Annotated in this window: 17 protein-coding genes and 1 pseudogene; 17 read left to right on the forward strand and 1 reads right to left on the reverse strand. The window is 64.9% G+C overall.

Annotated features, from left to right (window positions below; genetic code table 11):
* The 17 genes from VIR62_RS03545 to VIR62_RS03625 all read left to right on the forward strand — a co-directional run.
* The coding region (locus VIR62_RS03545; RefSeq protein WP_431868743.1) for an NADH-quinone oxidoreductase subunit D at positions 1 to 1023 on the forward strand (1023 nt) is incomplete at its 5' end.
* Between the two features lie 11 nt (positions 1024 to 1034).
* Positions 1035 to 1691, forward strand: a complete 657-nt coding sequence (gene nuoE / locus VIR62_RS03550) for an NADH-quinone oxidoreductase subunit NuoE (RefSeq protein WP_431868745.1) — start codon at positions 1035 to 1037, stop codon at positions 1689 to 1691.
* Positions 1692 to 1806: 115 nt separating this feature from the next.
* Entirely contained in the window at positions 1807 to 3111 is a 1305-nt protein-coding gene (nuoF, locus tag VIR62_RS03555; RefSeq protein WP_431868747.1) for an NADH-quinone oxidoreductase subunit NuoF, read from the forward strand.
* A 2-nt stretch (positions 3112 to 3113) separates the two neighbouring features.
* Complete coding sequence (locus tag VIR62_RS03560; RefSeq protein ID WP_431868749.1) at positions 3114 to 3839, forward strand: hypothetical protein; 726 nt, start codon at positions 3114 to 3116, stop codon at positions 3837 to 3839.
* Entirely contained in the window at positions 3836 to 4552 is a 717-nt protein-coding gene (locus VIR62_RS03565) for a hypothetical protein (RefSeq protein ID WP_431868750.1), read from the forward strand. The genes VIR62_RS03560 and VIR62_RS03565 overlap by 4 nt, the downstream gene beginning before the upstream one ends.
* Before the next feature lies 1 nt (position 4553).
* Positions 4554 to 6560, forward strand: coding sequence for an NADH-quinone oxidoreductase subunit NuoG (nuoG, locus tag VIR62_RS03570; protein WP_431868751.1), 2007 nt, complete (start codon positions 4554 to 4556; stop codon positions 6558 to 6560).
* Between the two features lie 40 nt (positions 6561 to 6600).
* Positions 6601 to 7752: an NADH-quinone oxidoreductase subunit NuoH gene (gene nuoH, locus VIR62_RS03575; protein WP_431868753.1), complete on the forward strand. Its 1152-nt coding sequence runs from the start codon at positions 6601 to 6603 to the stop codon at positions 7750 to 7752.
* Complete coding sequence (gene nuoI / locus VIR62_RS03580) at positions 7749 to 8231, forward strand: NADH-quinone oxidoreductase subunit NuoI (RefSeq protein WP_431868755.1); 483 nt, start codon at positions 7749 to 7751, stop codon at positions 8229 to 8231. Before nuoH ends, nuoI begins: the two co-directional genes overlap by 4 nt.
* Before the next feature lie 34 nt (positions 8232 to 8265).
* Positions 8266 to 8877 (forward strand): NADH-quinone oxidoreductase subunit J, encoded by a 612-nt coding sequence (locus VIR62_RS03585; protein WP_431868757.1) that lies wholly within the window; start codon positions 8266 to 8268, stop codon positions 8875 to 8877.
* 115 nt (positions 8878 to 8992) lie between these two features.
* Positions 8993 to 9298 (forward strand): NADH-quinone oxidoreductase subunit NuoK, encoded by a 306-nt coding sequence (gene nuoK / locus VIR62_RS03590; protein WP_431868759.1) that lies wholly within the window; start codon positions 8993 to 8995, stop codon positions 9296 to 9298.
* A 34-nt stretch (positions 9299 to 9332) separates the two neighbouring features.
* The gene (gene nuoL / locus VIR62_RS03595; protein WP_431868761.1) at positions 9333 to 11384 is read left to right on the forward strand and encodes an NADH-quinone oxidoreductase subunit L; all 2052 of its coding nucleotides are present in this window, start codon (positions 9333 to 9335) and stop codon (positions 11382 to 11384) included.
* Positions 11385 to 11526: 142 nt separating this feature from the next.
* The gene (locus VIR62_RS03600) at positions 11527 to 13047 is read left to right on the forward strand and encodes an NADH-quinone oxidoreductase subunit M (RefSeq protein ID WP_431868771.1); all 1521 of its coding nucleotides are present in this window, start codon (positions 11527 to 11529) and stop codon (positions 13045 to 13047) included.
* A complete protein-coding gene (gene nuoN / locus VIR62_RS03605; protein ID WP_431868762.1) occupies positions 13047 to 14483 on the forward strand; it encodes an NADH-quinone oxidoreductase subunit NuoN in 1437 nt (478 codons plus the stop codon). Before VIR62_RS03600 ends, nuoN begins: the two co-directional genes overlap by 1 nt.
* A gap of 38 nt (positions 14484 to 14521) precedes the next feature.
* Positions 14522 to 15181 carry a biotin--[acetyl-CoA-carboxylase] ligase gene (locus VIR62_RS03610; RefSeq protein WP_431868764.1) on the forward strand — a complete coding sequence of 220 codons (660 nt, stop codon included), beginning with the start codon at positions 14522 to 14524 and terminating at the stop codon, positions 15179 to 15181.
* A gap of 11 nt (positions 15182 to 15192) precedes the next feature.
* The gene (locus VIR62_RS03615) at positions 15193 to 15969 is read left to right on the forward strand and encodes a type III pantothenate kinase (protein ID WP_431868766.1); all 777 of its coding nucleotides are present in this window, start codon (positions 15193 to 15195) and stop codon (positions 15967 to 15969) included.
* Positions 15970 to 16081: 112 nt separating this feature from the next.
* Positions 16082 to 17719, forward strand: a complete 1638-nt coding sequence (locus VIR62_RS03620; RefSeq protein ID WP_431868767.1) for a ribonuclease J — start codon at positions 16082 to 16084, stop codon at positions 17717 to 17719.
* A gap of 2 nt (positions 17720 to 17721) precedes the next feature.
* On the forward strand, positions 17722 to 17994 hold the full coding sequence (locus VIR62_RS03625; protein WP_431868769.1) for a DUF1467 family protein: 273 nt from the start codon (positions 17722 to 17724) through the stop codon (positions 17992 to 17994).
* A gap of 163 nt (positions 17995 to 18157) precedes the next feature.
* On the opposite strand, the pseudogene VIR62_RS03630 reads toward VIR62_RS03625, so the two are convergent.
* Positions 18158 to 19136, reverse strand: a pseudogene (locus VIR62_RS03630) (hypothetical protein); the annotation flags it as partial.

Consider the following 19136-nt stretch of genomic DNA (forward strand, 5'->3'; position numbering starts at 1 on the left):
GAATACAAGACCTACCTCCAGGCGCTGCCCTATATGGACCGCCTCGATTACGTCTCGCCGATGAGCCAGGAGCACAGCTACGTGCTCGCCATCGAGAAGCTGCTCGACCTGGAGGTGCCGCTCCGCGCCCAGTATCTGCGCGTCCTCTTCGCCGAGCTGACCCGCATCTCGAACCACCTCTTGAACATCGGCAGCCACATCATGGACGTCGGCGCGATGACTCCGAACCTGTGGTTGTTCGAGCTTCGCGAAGACCTGATGAACTTCTACGAGCGGGCGTCGGGCGCACGCATGCATGCCGCCTGGTTCCGCCCCGGCGGCGTCCACCAGGACGTGCCGCTGAAGCTGCTCGCCGACATCGCCGACTGGCTGGACAACCGCCTGCCGCGCTTGTTCGAGGACAGCCTCGCCCTGGTCATCGACAACCGCATCTTCAAGCAGCGCAACGTCGACATCGCCGTGGTGTCGCAGGCGGACGCGCTCGCCTGGGGCTTCTCCGGCCCGATGATCCGCGCTGCCGGCCTTCCCTGGGACCTCCGCAAGTCGCAGCCCTATGACGTCTACGACCGGATGGAGTTCGACATCCCCGTCGGCACCAAAGGCGACTGCTACGACCGCATGATGGTCCGCTGCGAGGAGGTGCGCCAATCCGCGCGCATCATGAAGCAGTGTCTGGCGCAAATGCCGGAAGGCCCGATCGCCTCGTTGGACCGCAAGGTCGTCCCGCCCAAGCGGGCCGAGATGAAGCAGTCGATGGAAGCGCTCATCCATCACTTCAAGCTTTATACCGAGGGCTTCCACGTGCCCGCCGGCGAAGTCTATGTCGCGACCGAGAGCCCCAAGGGCGAGTTCGGCATCTATCTGGTCTCGGACGGCGGCAACAAGCCGTACCGCGTCAAGATCCGCCCGACCGCCTTCAGCCACCTTCAGGCGATGGACTTCATGACCAAGGGCCACATGCTTGCCGACGTCACCGCCATCCTCGGCGCCATGGATATCGTCTTCGGGGAGTGCGACCGCTAATGGCCGACGTGATGAGAATGCCTGCCACCGATGAAATCCGCACCCGTTGGGGCGAGTTCGTCTGGACGGCCGACAATGAGAAGCAGGCGAAGGTCGTGATCGGGCGCTATCCGCCGGGACGACAGCATAGCGCGATCATTCCGTTGCTCGATCTCGCCCAGCGGCAGGTGGGGGTGGAGACGGGGACACAGGGATGGCTGCCCATCCCGGTGATCGAATATGTCGCGCGCCATCTAGATATGCCCTTCGTGCGCGCCTATGAGGTCGCGACCTTCTATACCATGTTCAACCTGGCGCCGGTCGGCCGCCACCATGTCCAGGTCTGCGGCACGACGCCCTGCATGCTGCGCGGCTCCGACGACGTGCTGGAGGCCTGCCACAAAAAGGGTCTGAAGAAGGGCGCGACGACGGCGGACGGCCTCTTCACCCTGACCGAGGTTGAATGCCTCGGCGCCTGCGCCAACGCGCCGATGGTCCAGATCAACGACGACAATTTCGAGGACCTGACCTTCGACAGCATGACCGCGATCCTCGAAGCGCTGGCGCGCGGCGAAACGCCCAGGCCCGGCCCCCAGATCGATCGACAGACGAGTTGCCCCGAAGGCGGCCCAACGACTCTTCCGGAGATGGCCGGCGAGAACCACGACTATCGGGGAGAGTGGGCATGATCTCCCTTCTCGTCATTCCGGCGGAAGCCGGAACCCAGGAACACGGCGTTCGCGGGTTCCTTCGGCTTCGGAGTTCTTGGGCCCCGGCCGTCGCCGGGGTGACTGAGGCGGGCGCATGACCGTCGCTCCGCTCACCGACAAGGACCGCATCTTCACCAACGTCTACGGGTTCCAGCCCTGGAACCTGAAGGCGGCGCAGAAGCGCGGGGACTGGGATAATACCAAGGCGCTGATGGCTATCGGCCAGGACGAGATCATCGAGGCGGTCAAAACGTCGGGTCTGCGCGGCCGCGGCGGCGCGGGCTTCCCGACCGGCATGAAGTGGAGCTTCATGCCCAAGGAGCCCAGCGAGGGCCGTCCCAATTTCCTCGTCATCAACGCCGATGAATCCGAGCCCGGCTCCTGCAAGGACCGCGAGATCATCCGCCACGATCCGCACAAGCTGATCGAAGGCGCGTTGATCGCCGGCTTCGCGATGCGCGCGCGGGCGGCCTATATCTATGTACGCGGCGAGTTCATCCGCGAGTCCGAAACCCTCGCCGCCGCCGTGCAGGAGGCCTATGATTACGGCCTCCTCGGCAAGAACGCCGCCAGGTCCGGCTATGACTTCGACGTCTTCGTCCATCGCGGCGCCGGCGCCTATATCTGCGGCGAAGAGACGGCGATGCTCGAAAGCCTGGAAGGCAAGAAGGGCATGCCGCGCCTGAAGCCGCCATTCCCGGCCGGCGCCGGACTCTATGGCTGCCCGACCACCGTCAACAACGTAGAGTCGATAGCGGTGGTCCCGACCATCCTCCGCCGCGGCGCGACCTGGTTCGCGAGCTTCGGCCGCGAGAAGAATGAGGGCACCAAGCTCTTCCAGATCTCCGGCCATGTGGAGAAGCCCTGCGTGGTCGAGGAGTGCATGAGCATTCCCTTCCGCGAGCTGATCGAGCGCCATGCCGGCGGCGTGCGCGGCGGCTGGGACAACCTGCTGGCCGTCATTCCCGGCGGATCGTCTGTCCCGCTCGTGCCCGCGCACGAGATCATGGACGCGCCGATGGATTTCGATGGCCTTCGCGATCTCAAATCCGGCCTCGGCACCGCCGCGGTCATCGTCATGGACAAGTCCACAGACATCGTCCGCGCGATCAGCCGCATCTCCTATTTCTACAAGCACGAGTCCTGCGGCCAGTGCACCCCCTGTCGGGAGGGCACCGGGTGGATGTGGCGCGTCATGGAGCGCCTTCGCGAAGGCGATGCCGAGCCGCACGAGATCGACACGTTGCTCGACGTCACCAAGCAAGTCGAAGGCCACACAATCTGCGCCCTCGGCGACGCCGCCGCCTGGCCCATCCAGGGGCTTATCAGGCATTTCCGGCCGGAGCTGGAGCGGCGCATCGCGGAGAAGCAGGGCGAGACGCTGGAGGCGGCGGAGTAACCATGGCAGGATTGGCCACCCATTTGGTCGCCGTGCTGGCGCTAAGCATCGCGCAGGGAAGCGCCGGCATGAATTCCGGTGAGGGGAAGTGGCCGGATGAGCGGCGGCCGCCATCCAGCACCGACGCTTCGAGGCTTGATCCCACACTGGAGATGCTTCGGATAGCCCAGTGTATCGTCGACCGCAGTCGCACGAGGGCGACCAACCTGTTGAGCACGGAAGTTGGTTCCTCAGCCGAGGCGAGGGTAGAGGGTGCGACGCGTCTCAGCTTCGAAAAATGCATGGTGGCGGGGAAGGTTTTCACCTTCAACATACTAATGTTCCGGGGGGCCTTGGCCGAGGTTCTTTACCGGTCGGACGTTCAGGGGGCGCCCTCTTTATCAGCGGCAATGTTATCGAAGCGTCCGCTGCTCTTCAGCATTGATGCGCCCGAGACTGCGGCCCTTTACGCGGTTGCGCAATGCGTTACGGCCCAGGCTCCGACTTTGGTGCACTCGCTGATGCATGTGCCGCCGAAATCGGAGGAAGCAAACAGACTCACGTCTGCGCTGGCGCCTTCGCTGTCGGCTTGCATCCCCATGGGTAGGGAATTTCGAGCCGACAGAGTGGCGCTCCGCGCTGTGTTGGCGGAGGCAATTTACCGGCAGACCTTTCCTGATCGCGCTCCGGTCTCGCGGGTTGCCGCGGCTGAGATGAAGCAGGCTGGCGCCGGGGAGGCGGCGGAATGATGAGACGGCTTTCCACGACGCTGACTTGCGCGCTGCTCTGCCTGGCTGCGTTGGCGCAGGCTCAGATTCCGAGCAGCACGCAGGAGCGGTTGACCACGCCGGGGAAACCGCAAAAGGAAGATGTGCTGCGCGGCAATAAGCTGTTTCGCGACATGGCGCAGTGCGTCGTCGAACGTCAGTCCACGCGCGTGGACAATCTCCTCAATTCCGCGCCTGGTTCGAAAGTCGAGATGAAGTTGGCTGACAGCTTGCAATCGCGGTACGACAATTGTTTGGGAATGGGCTCGATCAGCTTTCCCCACTATGTCTTGCGCGGAGGCCTCGCCGAGGTCGTTTACCACCGGGAGTTCCCCAACGGGCTGGACACGACGACTAAGCCGGCCACCGAGGTTACCCTGGTTTGGTCCGATCCCAATCTGGATTCCGACGGCGTTCAGGCTTTGGAACTCATGCATTCGGCCGCGCGCTGCCTTGTCGCTCGCCAGCCGAAGCGGGTCAGCGACCTGCTCGAGACCGAAACGATGAGCCCGGAGGAGATGCGCGTCATCCGCGATTTGCAGGGTGACCTCGGCGCCTGCCTCTTCGCTGGTGTGACCTTCAACGGCAATCGCCAGTCTCTGCGCGCCCTGCTCGCCGAGGCCGCGCTCGAATATGGCGTGGCTCAACGTAGCGGATTTGCGGGCGTCGCCGCGGCGGCCGCGGGGAAGAAATAGAATGCCCAAGGTCAAAGTAGACGGCATAGAGATCGAAGTCCCCACGGGGGCGACCGTGCTGCAGGCGTGCGAGCTGGCGGGGAAGGAAATCCCGCGCTTCTGCTATCATGAGCGGCTGTCGATCGCGGGTAATTGCCGCATGTGCCTGGTCGAGGTGAAGCCGGGGCCGCCCAAGCCGCAGGCGTCGTGCGCGCTCCCCGCCGGCGAGGGCCAGGAAATCACCACCATGTCGCCGATGGTCAAGAAGGCGCGAGAGGGGGTGATGGAGTTCCTGCTCATCAACCACCCACTCGATTGCCCGATCTGCGACCAGGGCGGCGAATGCGACCTTCAGGACCAGGCCATGGCCTATGGTCGCGGCCACACGCGCTTCGAGGAGAACAAGCGGGCGGTCAGCGAGAAATATATGGGGCCGGTGGTCAAGACCTTCATGACCCGCTGCATCCAGTGCACGCGCTGCATCCGCTTCGCCCAGGAAGTCGCCGGGGTGGAGGAGCTGGGCGCGATCGGCCGCGGCGAGGACATGGAGATCACGTCGTACCTCGAAGGGACGCTGACCAGCGAGCTTTCGGGCAATGTCGTCGATCTCTGCCCGGTCGGCGCGCTCGTCTCCAAGCCCTACAGCTTCGAGGCGCGGCCCTGGGAGCTGCGCAAGATCCCCGCGATCGACGTGATGGACGCTGTCGGCACCAATATCCGCCTCGACGCCCGTATGCGCGAGGTGATGCGGGCGCTGCCCCGGATCAACGAGGACGTCAACGAGGAGTGGGCGCACGACAAGACGCGCCACGCCGTGGACGGGCTGGTGCGCAACCGTCTCGACCGTCCCTGGGTGAGGAAAGGCGGCAAGCTCCTGCCCGCGACCTGGGAAGAGGCGTTCGCCGCCATCGCCAGGCAGATGAAGGGCGCCAAGGGCGATCAGGTCGCGGCCATCGCCGGCGATCTGCAGGAGATCGAGAGCCTTTACGCCATGTGGGTGCTGCTTGGCGCCTATGGCTCGCCCCTGCACGAATGCCGTCAGGACGGCGCGCTCTACGACGTGTCGAGCCCGACCGCCTATCGCCTCAACGCCACCATCGGGGGGCTGGAGGAGGCGAGCGCGATTCTCCTCGTCGGCACCAACCCGCGCTGGGAAGCGCCTTTGGTCAACACGCGCATCCGCAAGGCTATCAAGGGCGGCGCGAAGGTGTTCGCCATCGGGCCAGAGGTCGATCTCACCTATCCGGTCAACTGGCTCGGCAACGACCTGTCGCTGCTCTCGAAGCTGCCCAAGGAAGTCTCCGAAGGCTTCAAGGGCGCCGCGAACCCGGCCGTCATCGTCGGCATGGGCGCGCTGGTGCACGAGGGCGCTTACGAAGCCGCCCGCGCCGCCGCCGCTTCGCTGGGAGCCACGTTCAACGTCCTCCACACCGCCGCTTCGCGGGTGGGCGCGCTGGACCTCAATTTCGTCACCGACGGCGGGATCAACGCTATTCGGGCGAGGGCAGGGGCGCTGAAGGCGCTGTTCCTGCTCGGCGTCGACGAGACCGACCTGTCGGTCTTCGCCGATACCTTCACCGTCTATATCGGCACCCATGGCGATGCCGGCGTGAAGGTCGCGGACGTGATCCTGCCGGCCGCCGCTTATTCCGAGAAACACGGCACCTATGTGAACACCGAAGGGCGGGTGCAGCTTTCCGAGCCGGGCGTGAACCCGCCGGGCGAGGCTCGCGAGGACTGGACCATTCTTCGCGCATTGTCCGACGTCCTCGGCAAGACGCTGCCGTTCGACAACATCCGGCAACTCCGCGCCGCCATAGGCGCCGCGAAACCGCATCTGACGGTGCCGGGCCTCACGCTCTTCGATCCGCTCCCTGCTCCGGCGAAGGCGCCGAAGCTCGCGGGCGAGATCGTCTACCCGATCGAGGACTTCTACCTCACCAACCCGATCGCCCGCTCCTCGCCCACGCTCCAGCGCTGCTCGGCAGAGATATTGCACGGCGTGCAATATGAGGAGGCGGCGGAATGATGGGGATCGCTAAAATCCTCCCCGGAACGGGGAGGACTAAATGACCGAATGGTTCCAGGGCACGCTCGGATACGGCTTCGGCTGGTTCGTCGCGACGTTCGTCCTTATCCTGATGATCGCGCTGCCGCTGATGCTGGCGGTGGCGATGATCATCTATGCCGACCGCAAGATCTGGGCGGCGATGGCGCTCCGCCGCGGGCCCAACGTCGTCGGTCCGTTCGGCCTGCTGCAAAGCTTCGCCGACGGCCTCAAGGTGTTCCTCAAGGAAACCATCATTCCGTCGGCGGCGAACCGGGGCCTGTTCATCCTGGCCCCGATCATCACCTTCACCGTGGCGCTGATCGCTTGGGCGGTGATCCCGTTCGGGCCGGACATGGTGCTCGCCGACATCAATGTCGGCCTGCTCTACATCCTCGCCGCCTCCTCGCTCGGCGTTTATGGCGTGATCATCGCCGGCTGGTCGTCCAACTCCAAATATCCTTTCTACTCGGCGATGCGGGCGGCCGCTCAGATGGTGTCCTACGAGGTCTCGATCGGCTTCGTCCTTATTTCCGTCGTCCTGTGGGCCGGCACCTTCAACCTTCCCGGCATCATCGAGGCGCAGCGGAGCCACGTCTTCATCCTGAACGGCTTCGGCTTCAACCCGTTGCTGTTCCCGATGGCGGTGGTGTTCCTCATCTCCGCCATGGCCGAGACCGCGCGCACGCCTTTCGACCTCACCGAGGCGGAGAGCGAGCTCGTCGCCGGCTACCAGACCGAATACAGCTCGATGAGTTTCGCGCTCTATTGGCTGGGCGAATATGCCAACGTCCTGTTGATGTGCGCGCTGAACGCCATTCTCTTTTGGGGAGGCTGGTTGCCGCCGATCGATTGGACGCCGCTCTATCTCATTCCCGGCATCTTGTGGTTCTTCCTCAAGATATTCGTCTTCTTCTTCATCTTCAGCTGGGTGAAGGCGACCGTGCCGCGTTTCCGCTACGACCAGCTGATGCGGCTCGGCTGGAAGATATTCCTGCCCCTTTCGCTCATCTGGGTGTTCCTAGTCTCGGGCTGGCTGATGCTGACCAAGGAGCCGTGCCCGGCGCCCGGCATGGTGATCACGGCTGAGAATGCCGACCGCTACATGCCGTCCTGCTCCGCCCGGACGCTCACCACTATCCAAGGCCGCGACGCGGCCGGAGGCGCCTCATGATCGCGCACTGGATCAAATCCTTCACTCTCTGGGAGTTCGTGAAAGCGCATTGGCTGACCCTGAAATATTTCTTCAGGCCCAAGGCGACGATCAACTACCCTTACGAGAAGAACCCGATCTCGCCCCGTTTCCGCGGCGAGCATGCGCTGCGCCGTTATCCGAATGGCGAGGAGCGCTGTATCGCGTGCAAATTGTGCGAGGCGGTGTGCCCGGCGCTCGCCATCACAATCGAGGCCGAGCCGCGCGAGGACGGCAGCCGCCGCACGACGCGCTACGACATCGACATGACCAAGTGCATCTATTGCGGCCTCTGTCAGGAAGCGTGCCCGGTCGATGCCATCGTCGAGGGGCCGAACTTCGAATTTTCGACGGAAACGCGCGAGGAGCTACTCTACGACAAGGCCAAGCTCCTCGCCAATGGCGACAAGTGGGAGCGCGCTCTCGCCGCCAACCTTGCCGCCGATGCGCCCTACCGTTAAGCCGCCAGCCGAATCCAGGGGCCCGAATAGCAACGTGATCCAAGCCATCGTCTTCTACCTTTTCGCGACCGTCGTCATCGCCTCGGCAATGATGACGATCGCGAGCCGGAATCCGGTGCACAGCGTGCTCTGGCTGATCCTCGCCTTCTTCAACGCGGCGGGGCTGATGCTGCTTGTCGGCGCCGAGTTCATCGCGATGCTGCTGGTCATCGTCTATGTCGGCGCGGTCGCGGTGCTGTTCCTGTTCGTCGTCATGATGCTCGACATCGACTTCGCCGAACTCCGCGCGGGCTTTGCCAAATATCTGCCGTTCGGAACGCTGCTGGCGCTGGTTCTTCTCGCCGAGATCATCTTCGCGGTGGCCGCCTGGAACGCCGGCGGCATCGACGTTGCCGCCAAAGCCGCGCCCACCCAACCAGACGTGCCCAATATCGAACTCTTGGGTACCGTCCTCTACACCCGCTACCTCTTCATATTCGAGGGCGCGGGCCTCGTCCTCCTCGTCGCGATGATCGGCGCTATCGTGCTCACCCAGCGCACTCGCGGCGGCACCCGCCCGCAGAATGTCAGCGCCCAGGTCCGCCGCCGGCCCCAGGACGCGGTGCGCAACGTCAACCAGCCCGTGGGGCAGGGGGTGGAGCTGTGACCAAGGCACACACCGTCACCCTGAACTCGTTTCAGGGTCCATGTCTCCGCCTCACCGTGGCTCGCAACTGGATGCTGAAACAAGTTCAGCATGACGATCTTAGCGGAGACGCATCATGATCGGCCTCGGCCATTATCTCGCCGTCGGCGCGATCCTGTTCGTGCTCGGCGTGTTCGGCATCTTCCTCAACCGCAAGAACGTCATCATCATCCTGATGGCGATCGAGCTCATTCTGCTCGCCGTGAACATCAACCTCGTCGCCTTCTCCGCCTATCTCGGCGACATGGTCGGGCAGGTCTTCGCCATGTTCGTACTGACCGTCGCCGCGGGCGAGGCCGCGATCGGCCTGGCGATCCTCGTCATCTACTTCCGCGGCCGCGGCACCATCGCGGTCGACGACATTCATCAGATGAAGGGGTGAGGGTGGTGCATTCCTTCATCGGGGTGACGGTGTCATGATCAAGCTCATCGTCCTCCTGCCGCTTCTGGCCGCGATCGTCGCTGGCCTGGGCAACCGCGCGCTCGGCAATACGGCCGCCAAGCTCATCACGACCGGCGCGCTGTTCGTCTCCGCCGCCCTGTCGTGGCCGATCTTCATCGGCTTCCTGACCGGCGGCACGACCGAATATGTCGAGCCGGTCCTGACCTTCATTCGCTCCGGCGACCTCGTCGTCGACTGGAGCCTCCGCGTAGATGCGCTGACGGCCGTGATGCTCGTCGTCGTCACCACCGTCTCCAGCCTCGTCCACCTCTACAGCTGGGGCTATATGGCCGAGGACGACAGCCAGTCGCGCTTCTTTGCGTACCTCTCGCTCTTCACCTTCGCGATGCTGATGCTGGTGACGGCGGACAATCTCGTCCAGATGTTCTTCGGCTGGGAAGGGGTGGGTCTCGCTTCCTACCTCCTCATCGGCTTTTGGTACCACAAGCCCTCGGCCAACGCGGCGGCGATCAAGGCGTTCGTCGTCAACCGGGTCGGCGATTTCGGCTTCCTGCTCGGCATCCTCGGCACGTTCCTGGTGTTCGGCACCGTGTCGATTCCGGCGATCCTCGAGGCCGCGCCCGGCATGGCCGGTTCCACCATCGGCTTCCTCGGCGCGCGCGTCGACACGATGACCCTGCTCTGCATCCTGCTGTTCATCGGCGCGATGGGCAAATCCGCGCAACTCGGGCTCCACACCTGGCTTCCGGACGCGATGGAGGGCCCGACGCCCGTCTCCGCGCTCATCCATGCCGCGACCATGGTCACGGCGGGCGTATTCATGGTCTGCCGCCTGTCGCCGATGTTCGAGACCAGCGAGACCGCGCTCGCCGTCGTGACCTTCGTCGGCGCCGCCACCGCCCTGTTCGCGGCCACGGTCGGCACCGTCCAGAACGACATCAAGCGGGTCATCGCCTATTCGACCTGCTCGCAGCTCGGTTATATGTTCTTCGCGGCCGGCGTCGGTGCCTATTCGGCGGCGATGTTCCACCTCTTCACCCACGCCTTCTTCAAGGCCCTGCTATTCCTCGGCGCCGGCTCGGTGATCCACGCGATGCACCACGAACAGGACATGCGTTTCTACGGCGGCCTCAGGAAATCCATCCCGCTTACCTTCTGGGCCATGATGGCCGGCACGCTCGCAATCACCGGCGTCGGTGTCATCGGCGTCTTCGGCTTCGCCGGCTTCTATTCGAAGGACGCCATCATCGAGGCGGCCTTCGCCAGCGGCACCACGATCGGTGGCTTCGCCTTCTTCGTCGGCGTGTTCGCGGCCTTGCTCACCAGCTTCTACAGCTGGCGGCTCGTCTTCCTCACCTTCTTCGGCAAGGCGCGCTGGGCCGCGTCGGAGCATATCCAGCACGCCCTCCACGGCGACGCGCACGATCACCCGGACGATGAGACGGCCGGCGAGGAGCCTCACGTCGGCGATCCGGGCGCGAGCGACATCCCGACCGGCACCGGTGGCTATCATCCTCACGAGAGCCCTTGGACGATGCTGGTACCGCTTACCCTCCTCGCGCTCGGCGCGGTCTTCGCTGGTTTCCTTTACCACGGCCCGTTCCTGGAGCCGCTGGAAGGCGCCGAATTCTGGGCCGGCAGCCTCGCCTTTGACGCCAATTTCATGGAGGAGCTGCACCACGTCCCGCTGTGGGTGAAGCTATCGCCGGGCGTGGTGATGCTGCTGGGGCTTCTTATTGCCTATTACGCCTATATCCGCGACACGTCGCTGCCGGGACGCTTCGTCAGCCACATGCGCGTCCTCTACGCCTTCCTGCTGCACAAATGGTATTTCGACGAGATCTACCATTTCCTGTTCGTCCGCCCGGCCTTCTGGTTCGGCCGCCTGTTCTGGAAGACGGGCGACGAGGGCACGATCGACCGCTTCGGCCCCGATGGCGCCGCGGCCCTGATCGTGGGCGGCAACAAGCTCACCGCCCGGCTCCAGTCCGGCTATGTCTATACCTATGCGCTGGTAATGCTCCTCGGCGTCGCCGCCGCCACCACCTGGGCGATGAGCCGATGAAAGCGTATTTCGTCATTCCCGCGAAAGCGGGAATCCCGCTTCTTCTCTCCTCGCGCCGCCGTGAAGGCAGCGGGATCCCCGCTTTCGCGGGGATGACGAGGAGTAGGTTGTGAACGCCCTGGGCTTTCCCATTCTCTCCCTTATGCTCGCCGTGCCGATGGCGGCGGCGATCGCGTGCCTGTTCCTCAGTGCGAACGGAGCCCGCTGGATTGCGCTCGTCGCGACCTTCATCGATCTCGCGCTCGGCATCGTCCTTTGGGCGAATTACGACATCGGCGGCGCGCAGTGGCAGTTCGTCGAGCATCTCGATCTGTTCGGCCGCTTCGCCTGGGCGCTCGGCATCGACGGCATCGCGCTGATGCTGATCATGCTGACGCTGTTCCTGATGCCGATCTGCATCGGTGCCAGCTGGGTCTCGATCGAGAAGCGCGTGCCCGAATATATGGCCGTCTTCATGCTCATGGAGGTGCTGATGCTCGGCGTCTTCATGGCGCAGGACATCTTCCTCTTCTACATCTTCTTCGAAGGCGGCCTCATCCCGATGTACCTCATCATCGGCATCTGGGGCGGCAAGGACCGCATCTACGCCAGCTACAAATTCTTCCTCTACACCTTCCTTGGATCGGTGCTGATGCTGGTCGCGATGATGTGGATGGTGAACTTCGCCGGCACGCCCTACATTCCGACCCTGCTCGAAACGGATTTCCCGGTCGACGCACAGACCTGGCTGTGGCTCGCCTTCTTCGCCTCGCTGGCGGTCAAGCTGCCGATGTGGCCGGTCCACACCTGGCTTCCGGACGCGCACGTCCAGGCGCCGACCGCGGGCTCGGTGATCCTCGCTGGCGTCCTCCTGAAGCTTGGCGGCTACGGCTTCGTCCGCTTCTCGCTGCCCATGTTCCCGGAGGCCTCGGCGCAGTTCTTCTGGCTGGTCATGGGCCTTTCGCTGGTGGCGATCATCTACACCTCGCTGGTCGCGCTGGTGCAGAAGGACATGAAGAAGCTGATCGCCTATTCGTCCGTCGCGCACATGGCGTTCGTCACCATTGGCCTGTTCGCCTTCAACCGGCAGGGCATCGAGGGCGCGCTGATCGTCATGCTCAGCCACGGCCTCGTTTCGGGCGCCTTGTTCCTGTGCGTCGGCGTCATCTACGACCGCCTGCACACCCGCGAGATCGAGCGCTACGGCGGCCTTTCCGACAACATGCCGGCCTACGCCTTGCTGTTCCTCGTTTTCACCATGGCCTCGATCGGTCTGCCCGGCACCAGCGGCTTCGTCGGCGAGTTCCTGAGCCTGATGGGCGCTTATGAGGCGAACAGCTGGGTCGCCTTCTTCGCCACCACCGGCATCATCCTCGGCGCCTGCTACATGCTCTATCTCTACTGGCGTATCGCTTACGGGAAGCTCGACAAGCCCGACGTCGCCGCCATGCCGGACCTCAGCAGGCGCGAGCTCGCCATTCTCGCCCCGATCGCCGCCGTCGTGCTGTGGATGGGCGTCTATCCGGAAACCTTCCTGGCGCCGATGCGCAACGACGTCGCTATCCTGCTCGACCGGATCGAGCGCGCTAATCCGGAGGGCGACGCGCAACTCGCCATGACTCCCGCCACCGCGCCGACCGGTGACAGCGGCGCCCACGAACCCGAAGCCGCCGGAGCGCACTAATGGGTAACAGCCTCGCTCTCACGCTTCCGGAGATCATCCTCACTCTCGCCGCCCTGGCGCTGCTGATGGTCGCCGCTTATGCGGGGGACAAGTCGGCCCGGCTCGCGACGTGGCTGGCGCTCGCCGCGTTCGTCGCCGCGGCGCTGGTCGTGCCGGGCGTGTTCGACCGGGGCGGGGTCGGCTTCGACGGCCTGTTCATCGCCGACAGCTTCGCCGCCTTCGCCAAGATACTGGTCTATATCGCCGCCGCGGTGTCGCTGATCGCCGCCGCCGGCTGGTTCCGGCGCGACGGCGTCTACCGCGCCGAATATCCGGTACTCATCCTGCTCTCCGCCGTCGGCATGGGCATGATGGTTTCAGCCGGCGACCTCCTTACCCTCTATGTCGGGCTCGAGCTGCTGAGCCTCGCCTCCTATGTCCTCGCCGCCTTCCAGCGCAAGGACACGCGCTCGGCCGAGGCCGGCCTCAAATATTTCGTGCTTGGCGCGCTCGCCAGCGGCATCCTCCTCTACGGCATCTCCTTGCTCTACGGCTTCACCGGGTCGACCCTGTTCCACGAGGTCTCGCTGGCGGTCGGCCGCGACGGCCTCTCGATCGGGGAGCTGTTTGGTATCGTCTTCGTCCTTGCCGGCATCGCCTTCAAGGTCAGCGCCGTGCCCTTCCACATGTGGACTCCGGACGTCTACGAAGGCGCGCCGACGCCCGTCGCCGCCTTTTTCGCCAGCGCCCCCAAGGTCGCCGCCGTCGCCCTGCTCGTCCGCGTCGTTATCGAGGCGATGGGCCCGGCGACCGACGCCTGGCGCCAGATCATCATCTTCATGGCGCTCGCCTCCACCATACTCGGCGGCGTCGCCGCGATCAGCCAGCCCAACATCAAGCGGCTGCTCGCTTATTCCTCGATCAACAATATCGGCTTCATCCTGATCGGCCTCGCCGCCGGTACCCGCGAGGGCGTGGCCTCGGTGCTCTTCTATCTCGCCGTTTATATCGCCATGACCCTGGGCGCCTTCCTCTGCGTGCAGCGGATGCGCGACGCCGAGGGCCGGCCAGTCGAGACGATCGCGTCCCTTTCCGGCCTCTCGCGGACCAATCCGGCGCTGGCCGCCGCCTTCGCCGTCTTTATGTTCAGCCTCGCGGGCGTGCCGCCTCTATTCGGCTTCTGGCCGAAGTTCCTGGTCTTCACCGCCGCCGTCGAGGCGAACCTCACCTGGCTCGCCGCCGTCGGCATCGCCACCTCGGTGATCGGCGCCTTCTATTATCTGATGATCGTCAAGACGATGTACATGGACGAGCCGGCGCCCGCCTATGAGAAGAGCCCCGACCGTGCCGAGGGCATCCTGATCGCGCTGGCGGCGCTGTTCGTTTCCCCGCTCGGCTATTTCTCGATTCCCTTGCTTGACGCGGCGACGCTGAATGCCGCCGGAGCGCTCTTCTGATCCGGACCGTTCCAGAGACGAAATCAACCAACGACGATGTGGCGGCGCTGGCGCGGGAAGGCGCGGCTGAGGGCCTGTGGCTCCGCGCCGAACGCCAGACCGGAGGCCGGGGGCGGCAGGGGAGGGGCTGGCACTCCCCCGAAGGCAATCTCTACGCGAGCACGCTGATCAGATTGCGCGAGGGCGATCCTCCGGCGCCGAGTTTGGCCATGGTCGCGGCGGTTGCCCTCCATGAAGTCATTTCCCTTTTCCTGCCTGGCCAGAAGGTCGCCATCAAATGGCCCAACGACCTGCTGTTCGAGGGCGCCAAATTGTCCGGCATCCTGCTCGAACGCGCGGACGATGCCGTCATCATCGGCTTTGGCGTCAACCTCGCCCATCAACCGGAGGGGCTCGACCGGCCTGCCACCAGCGTCGTGACGCTCGCCGGAAGCTCGCCGGATGCCGGCTCCTTCCTCGAAACGCTGGCCGAGAATTTCGCGCGTTGGCTCCAGCGCTGGCGCACGGAGGGCGCGACGCCGATCCGAGATCGCTGGCTCCTCGCCGCGCACCCCGTCGGGACCGCTCTTTCCACTCATGACGGAGAAGCGCGCATCGAGGGGCTATTTGATGGCCTTACCGAAGGCGGATCGCTCCGCCTGCGCTTGGCGGACGGCTCCGTGCGTGTCATTCACGCCGGCGACGTGTTCCTGATCTGAAGGCCCGACCCATGCTCCTCGCCATCGACGCCGGAAACACAAATGTGGTCTTCGCCCTCGTCAAGGATCGCGAGATCCGGGCGCGGTGGCGGATCGCGACCGATCCGCGCCGTACCGCCGACGAATATGCGGTGTGGCTGCACCAATTGCTCGCGCTGGAGGGCTATGACAGCACCGACATCGCCGATGTCATCGTCGCCACCGTCGTTCCCAAGGCGCTGCACAATCTGGAGGTCCTCGCCTCGAAATATTTCGGCGCCAAGGCCATCATCGCGGGAGAGGCGCCGGCGGAATGGGGCGTGGAGCTCGACGTCATCGAGCCGAACACGGTCGGGGCCGATCGCGTGCTCGACGCCATCGCCGCCCACGCGCTCCATCCGGGCGACCTCATCGTCATAGATTTCGGCACCGCCACCACGTTCGACGTGGTCGATTATTCGGGCGCCTACAAGGGCGGCATCATCGCGCCCGGCATCAATCTCTCGCTCGAAGCCCTGGTCACCGCCGCCGCCAAGTTGCCCCGCATCGCCATCGAGGCGCCGGAGGACCAGAGCGTCATCGGCCGCACCACCGAGGACCAGATGCATATCGGCATCTTCTGGGGCTATGTCGCGATGATCGAGGGGCTGGTCGCGCGGATGAAGGCGGAGATCGGGCGTCCCGTCAAAGTCATTTCCACCGGCGGTCTTGCCGTGCTGTTCGACAAGCACACCGAGATTTTCGACGCGGTCGAGCCGGATTTGACGATCCAGGGCCTCGGCCTGCTCTACGAACGTACCCGGGGTTGAACCTCCCCGTCATTCCCGCGAAAGCGGGAATCCATACGGCCGTTCCGCCTCGCCCGAACCTTCCTGTGGATTCCCGCGTTCGCGGGAATGACAAACAACTGGAATAACAAAAATGAAACCCGGCAACGAACTCCTCTTCCTCGCGCTTGGCGGCTCGGGCGAGATCGGCATGAACGTCAATCTCTATGGCGCCCAGGGCAAATGGGTGATGGTCGATCTCGGCCTCACCTTCGCCGATCCCGCCTATCCCGGGGTCGAGCTCGTCCTGCCCGACATCGCCTTCATCGAGGAGCGCAAGGCGGACCTGCTCGGCATCGTCCTCACCCACGGCCATGAAGACCATATCGGCGCCATTCCCTATCTAGCCGCCGACCTCGGCGTTCCGCTCTATGCCACGCCCTTCACCGCCGGCCTCATCGCCGGCAAGCTGGAGGAGGAGGGGCTGCTCAAGCAGGTGAAGCTCAACGTCGTCGATCTCGGCGGCGATTTTCAGCTCGGGCCGTTCGGTTTCCGCTATATCCCGCTCGCCCACTCGATCCCCGAAGGCAACGCGCTCCTGATCGACACGCCCTACGGCAAGATTTTCCACACCGGCGACTGGAAGCTCGACGACGCGCCCCAGCTTGGCGATCCCGCCACCGCCGCGCAGCTGAGCGCGATCGGCGACCAGGGCATTCTTGCCCTCGTTTGCGATTCGACCAACGTCTTCAACGAGGAGGCCTCGGGTTCGGAAGCGACGGTGCGCGAGGGTCTCGATGCCACGATCGGCCAGGCTGAAGGCCGCGTCCTCGTCACCACTTTCGCCTCCAACGCCGCGCGCCTCAAGACTCTCGGCCAGGTCGCCCGCGACACAAACCGCACCGTCTGCGTCGCCGGTCGTTCGCTCGATCGCATCCTCAAGGTGGCGAAGAGCGTCGGCTATCTTGTTGACTTTCCCGAAACGGTCGATTTCGACACAGCCATGAAGCTCCCGAAGCGCGATGTGATGATCATCGCCACCGGCGGGCAGGGGGAAAGCCGCGCCGCGCTCGCCCGCATCGCCTTCGACAGCCACAAGATCAAGCTCGACGAAGGCGACCTCGTCGTCTTCTCGTCGAAGCAGATACCCGGCAACGAGATCGCCATCGGCCGCATCCAGAACGAGCTTGCCGCCAGGGGCATCCATATGATCACCGACCGGCAGGCCGAGGTCCACGTCTCCGGCCACCCCGGCCGCCCAGAGCTCGCGTCGATGTACGCGTGGATCCGCCCCGAGATCATCGTCCCCGTCCACGGCGAGATGCGTCACATGGCCGAGCACGCCCGCTTCGCCAAGACGTGCCAGGTGCCCCACGGCATCGTTCAGAAGAACGGCGACCTCGTCCGTCTCGCGCCCAACGGACCCGAGAAAATCGGCGAGGAGCGCGTGGGTCGCCTCATCCTCGACGGCGACGTCATCCTCTCCGCCGACGGCTCGACGATGAACGAGCGCCGCAAGATCGCGAGCAATGGAGTCGTCTCCGTCGCCCTCGCCATGGACCATGACGGCCGCGTGGTGGGAGACGTCCAGATCAGCCTCGAAGGCGTGCCGGTCGAGGAGGATCGCGACGCGTTCCTTGAGGAAGCCTGCGACGCGGCCGCGGAAGCCGCCCAGAAGAATAGCGGCAACGAATCCAAGCTTCGCGAGGGCATCCGCCTCGCCGTCCGCCGCTGCGCCACCGACTGGACCGGCAAGAAGCCGGTCGTCGATGTCCTCATCGTGAGGGTCTGACGATGCAGTGGGGCTCGATCGCCGCCATCTATTTCCTGTTCCTGGTGCTGAGCTTCTTCCTGGTTCTCCCCTTCGGCGTCCGCACCAGCGAGGAAGAGGGGCATGAGGTGCAGCCCGGCCATGCCGACAGCGCACCGCACCATTTCAGTTTCTGGCGCGCGGGTTTACGCGCCTTGATCCTGTCGGCGATCCTGTTCGGTCTCTTCTACGCCAATTATGTCTATGGCTGGATCGGCAAGGACATGTTCGACACGATGGCCGGCCGAACGCCCTAATTCCTCCCCAGCTTCGGCTGGGGAGGGGGACCATGCGGAGCATGGTGGAGGGGTAAGAGGCGCAAGCTTCAGTAGATCGCCCGCGAACCGACCGACTTCGGTGCAGTTACCTCTCCACCACCCTTCGGGTGGTCCCCTCCCCACGAAATCGTGGGGAGGAATATCAGTTCCTGAACCGCTCGATCGCCTGGGCGAGCGCGACATAGAGCTTGCCCATGTCCGACGACAGGATGGTGACGCTGAGCGCCGATCCGTCCGGATCGACCAGCAGTCGTCGCAGCATCGCCTCGAAGTCATGGATGTAGCGGTTGATCTGGTCGCGGAACTCGGGTTCGGCCTCGTAATGCTGGGCGATCTCGCGGACCTCGGTCGTATCCAGCAACCGCACCGCGCGCCGCGTGAACACGCCGCGGTCGCCCTTGAGATAGGCCTGCCAGGCGCTGTCCGTCACGTCGTTCGACAATATCTTGGTGACGTCGATCGCCGTCGAATTGAGCGATTCGATCAGAAGCGACACCCGGCGGGAAAGCGCTTCGCCCTCCTTCTCCTGCCGCTCGTGTCGCGCCTCGTCGATCCGGGCCTCGACCGCCGCCGCGCTCTCGCCGATGGTCAGCACCTGGCGCGTCAGCCGCTCAGAGGCGTGCCGCGCCGCCTCGACCGCGCGCTCCGCCACCTCGCCCAATTCGCTCATCTGCTGCCTGACCTCGGTCCCGATCGCTTCGCCGACCGCCTTGCGGCTGGCATCGCCGAGCGCCGCCGCGCTTTCGGGGATGACGGCGCTGATCGCCTCGCGGGCCTTCTCCGCCGCCTGGTGGGCGGTGTCGCGCACCCTGACCAGGGCCTCGACCAGCTCGGGCGTCGTATCGCTGACGATCCGCGCCGCCGATTCGTCCGCCGCCCCGACCGCTTCGGCCAGCGATTGCAGCCGCTCCTCGGCGCTCCTCACGCCGTCATTGATGATAGCCAGCATCGCCTCCAGCGCTTCGCGCTGCCGGGCGACGCTGTCTTCGGCGGCGGACAGGCGGGACGCGGCGTCGTCCGCCGATGCCTTGATGGCCTCGACCTCGGGCGCGATCGTCGTCGCGGCCTCGCGCGCCCGTCCGGCCTGCTCCTCGACCTGCGTCAGGGCGGCGGGCAGGCGG

The organism is Allosphingosinicella sp. (genome assembly GCF_036570505.1).
Lineage (GTDB): Bacteria > Pseudomonadota > Alphaproteobacteria > Sphingomonadales > Sphingomonadaceae > Allosphingosinicella.